At 59.0% G+C, this 3,334-nt stretch carries 3 protein-coding genes and 1 pseudogene; 3 read left to right on the top strand and 1 reads right to left on the bottom strand.

The features are described from left to right. A pseudogene (locus WCA53_RS31565) lies at nt 1-256 on the top strand (MFS transporter); the annotation flags it as partial. 100 nt (nt 257-356) lie between these two features. Here the strand turns inward: WCA53_RS31565 and WCA53_RS31560 are convergent. Next, nucleotides 357-1,502, bottom strand: coding sequence for a branched-chain amino acid ABC transporter substrate-binding protein (locus tag WCA53_RS31560; protein WP_423920918.1), 1,146 nt, complete (start codon nt 1,500-1,502; stop codon nt 357-359). Between the two features lie 584 nt (nt 1,503-2,086). On the opposite strand from WCA53_RS31560, the gene WCA53_RS31555 reads away from it, so the two are divergent. Together WCA53_RS31555 and WCA53_RS31550 are read left to right on the top strand one after the other, a co-directional pair. After that, entirely contained in the window at nt 2,087-2,782 is a 696-nt protein-coding gene (locus tag WCA53_RS31555) for a dienelactone hydrolase family protein (RefSeq protein WP_423920913.1), read from the top strand. A 98-nt stretch (nt 2,783-2,880) separates the two neighbouring features. Then, a partial coding sequence (locus tag WCA53_RS31550) for an amidase family protein (RefSeq protein WP_423920910.1) occupies nt 2,881-3,334 on the top strand: 454 nt, incomplete at its 3' end.

Raw genomic sequence — 3,334 nt, 5'->3', positions numbered from 1 at the left:
CACGCTGATGGGTCTCGGGTTGGCGAACATGATGCCCGTGCTGTTCGCGGCGGCGGCGCGCGTGGAGGGCGTGAGTGCGGCAGAGGGACTGGCTCACGTGGCCGGGCTTGCGTACTTCGGCTTGTTGTTCGGGCCGGTTCTCATCGGCGGCGTGGCGCAGATGAGCACACTGCCGACAGGACTCTCCGTGGTGGCGGCGTGCGCCGCGTTGATCGCGCTGGTCGGGCCGCGCATCATGAAGCAACTCAAGCTGTAGCGTTGTAGATCTGCACCAACGAAAAAACGCGCTGGCCGAAGCCAGCGCGTTTTTGTATTCATACAAGGCTTTTCTTCGTAAGAAGGCCGCCTACGTGAATTTACATCTTGACCACGTCCAGCAACGTCTTCTTGCCAGCCTTGTAGTCATACAGCGAGATCACGCCGTGCTTCAGGTCGCCCTTCGAATCGAAGGTCGTTTCGCCGATCACACCCTTGTAATCCGTATCCGGCATGGCTGCCAGGATCTTCGCCGGATCGGTGGAATTGGAGCGCTTCATAGCGTCAACGATGATGTACACAGCGTCATACGTGAACGGTGCGTAGATCTGGATCGGCTGGCCGAAACGCTTTTGGAACTTGGCAGCGAATGCTGGGCCGCCCGCCATCTTCTCGAGCGCCATGCCGGCTTCCGAGCAGACCACGTTGTCGGCTGCATCGCCAGCCAGGTCGGCCAGCTTTTCGGTACATACGCCGTCGCCTGCCAAGACCTTGGCACGCAGGCCAAGTTGCTTGGCTTGCTTGGCGAACGGGCCGCCGGTTGCGTCCATACCGCCGAACATCACGGCGTCAGGATTTTCACCCTTGATCTTCGTCAAGATTGCGCGGAAGTCGACAGCCTTGTCGTTGGTCGCGTCATGCGACATCACGTTCAGGCCAAGCGACTTCGCGGTCTTTTCGAATTCGTTGGCGAGGCCCTGGCCGTAAGCCGTTGAGTCGTCGACGATAGCAACGCTCTTCAGCTTCATGTCTTTCGCAGCGTAGTTAGCGAGCGCCGGGCCTTGCTGCGCGTCGGTTGCCACTACGCGATACGTGGTCTTGAAGCCTTGCTGCGTGTACGTCGGGTTCGTGGCCGACGGCGAGATCTGGACAATGCCTGCATCGCTATAGATCTTCGATGCCGGGATCGTCGTGCCCGAGTTCAGGTGACCGACCACTGCGACAACCTTGTCGTCCACCAGCTTTTGCGCCACTTGAGTTGCCGTACGCGGGTCGCCTGCATCGTCTTGCGGATCGAGTTCCAGCGTGACCTTCTGGCCGCCGATCGTCAGTCCCTTGGCATTGATTTCTTCTACGGCCAGACGTGCGCCGTCTTCATTGTCTTTGCCCAAGTGAGCGATACCGCCCGTCAAAGGTGCCACGTGACCGATCTTGACGACCGTGTCGGCTGAAGCAGTTGCTGCCATGGAGGCGAAAACGAGCGCTGCAGCGCTAATCGGCAACAATTTGTGAAGCTTGCTATTCATGTAAGTCTCCAGTTTCGGTCCCAAAAACAACGTTGTCGCCCTGTGCCCCGTCTCTCATCACGGTGCTTCAGCCCCGTAGACGACTACGCCGGATGCATCGTGATGCACTTGACAAGTCCTTCAGTCAGCCGTTTTTGACAGCTACCATCCGTACTTGCGCGCAAGTGTAGGGTTGTCAAATTAATTTGTGGAAGTTTTTTAAGCTAGTGGTGTGACTACTGATAAGAGATACGTTGAGAAGCATCTGAAAGTGTGCTGCTGCGGTGCGGAACAACCCTGTTCATGCGGTTCTTGAGCGTGTCAGCACAATTTCAAACCCGCGTGTTTCCCCTAGTGCCGACTTCCTCGCCTTAATCGATCCCAATCCAACTTACGATTAATCGTTTGCGCTGCACGAGTCGAATAATGAGTCTAATAATGACGTGTCACGTACGACTTCAATATGAACGGATGACGAGCGGCGCGAGTTGACACTCCAAAACCCGTAAGCGATGGCAATCGATTGATGGCAAACTGTGCTGCGAATTTTTGCCCTCCACTGATTACCCCCTCGGCGCTCTGGCGCCCGCAACAGGAGCTTTAACATGACCGTGACATCCCGGTGGATCGACATTCCCACGAACGACGGCCCGTTTCAGGGCTATCTAGCGCTGCCAAAGAGCGGCAAGGGTCCAGGCGTCGTCATCATCCAGGAGATCTTTGGCGTTAATTCGCACATTCGGGCGGTGGCCGACCAATACGCCGCCGATGGCTATGTGGCGATCGCCCCTGATATTTTCTGGCGCGTCCAGCCGCGCGTCGAGTTGACTTACGCAGGCGCTGACTATCAGAAGGCTCTTGAATTGCACGGCAAGCTGGACGTCGGGCTGGCGGCATCGGATGTGAAGGCCGCGGCGGCAGCGTTGCGCGCGTTGCCTGAAGTGACCGGCAAGGTCGCGGGCATTGGCTTCTGTCTTGGCGGCCGGCTGACTTACCTTGCAGCGGCTCAAGGCGCGTTCGATCTTGGCGTGGCTTACTATGGCGGCGGCATCCAGAACCAGCTCGACGTGGCTGACAACATCGATGTCCCGATGCTGTTCCATTACGGAGAGCTCGACGCACATATTCCGGCCTCGGCTGTCGCGGATGTGAAGCAAAAATTCGCGGGCAAGGACGCCGAAGTGTTTGTGTATCCGAACGCGGATCACGGCTTCAACTGTACGGATCGCGCGTCGTATAACCAGCCGGCGTCGGCGCTCGCGCATGGCCGCACGCTGACGTTCCTCGGCGAGCGCGGGTAGCACGCGGGGCGGTAGGGGTTCTGCTGGCGGGGCGTGTTGGGCGAGGATAGAGCCCCCGTCCTCACCGGACCACGCTGCGTCAAAACCAAAGAGGCCTCGTGCAATCCGACTACCCCGACTACGACGCAATCGGCCTCGCCGAACTCATACGCAAGGGCACGACGAGCGCGCGAGAACTTATCGATACAGCAATCGCCCGCGCAGAATCCGCCGATCGGGCGCTCAACGCCATCGTCCTGAAGGACTATCAGGCTGCGCGAAATCGCGCAACGCTGGACCACGGCCGCGCGCTGGGATCGGGCCCGCTCGCAGGCGTGCCCTACCTGATCAAGGACATCGGCGCGCCGGTTGCTGGCTTGGCGATGTCGTTGGGATGCCGCCATTTCCAGCACTTCACCCCGAAAGAAGACTCACCACTGATCGCCCGGTCAAAGCTCGCCGGGTTGAATATCTTTGGCAAAACCAATACACCCGAAGTCGGCCAGATGCCCTACACCGAGCCCGAACTTTTCGGGCCGACCCGCAACCCGTGGGCGCTCGACTACACACCAG

It is taken from the genome of Caballeronia sp. (genome assembly GCF_049581465.1).
Lineage (GTDB): Bacteria > Pseudomonadota > Gammaproteobacteria > Burkholderiales > Burkholderiaceae > Caballeronia.
The sequence above is the reverse complement of the archived record's forward strand: the minus strand, read 5'-3'. Positions and strand labels throughout refer to the sequence as shown.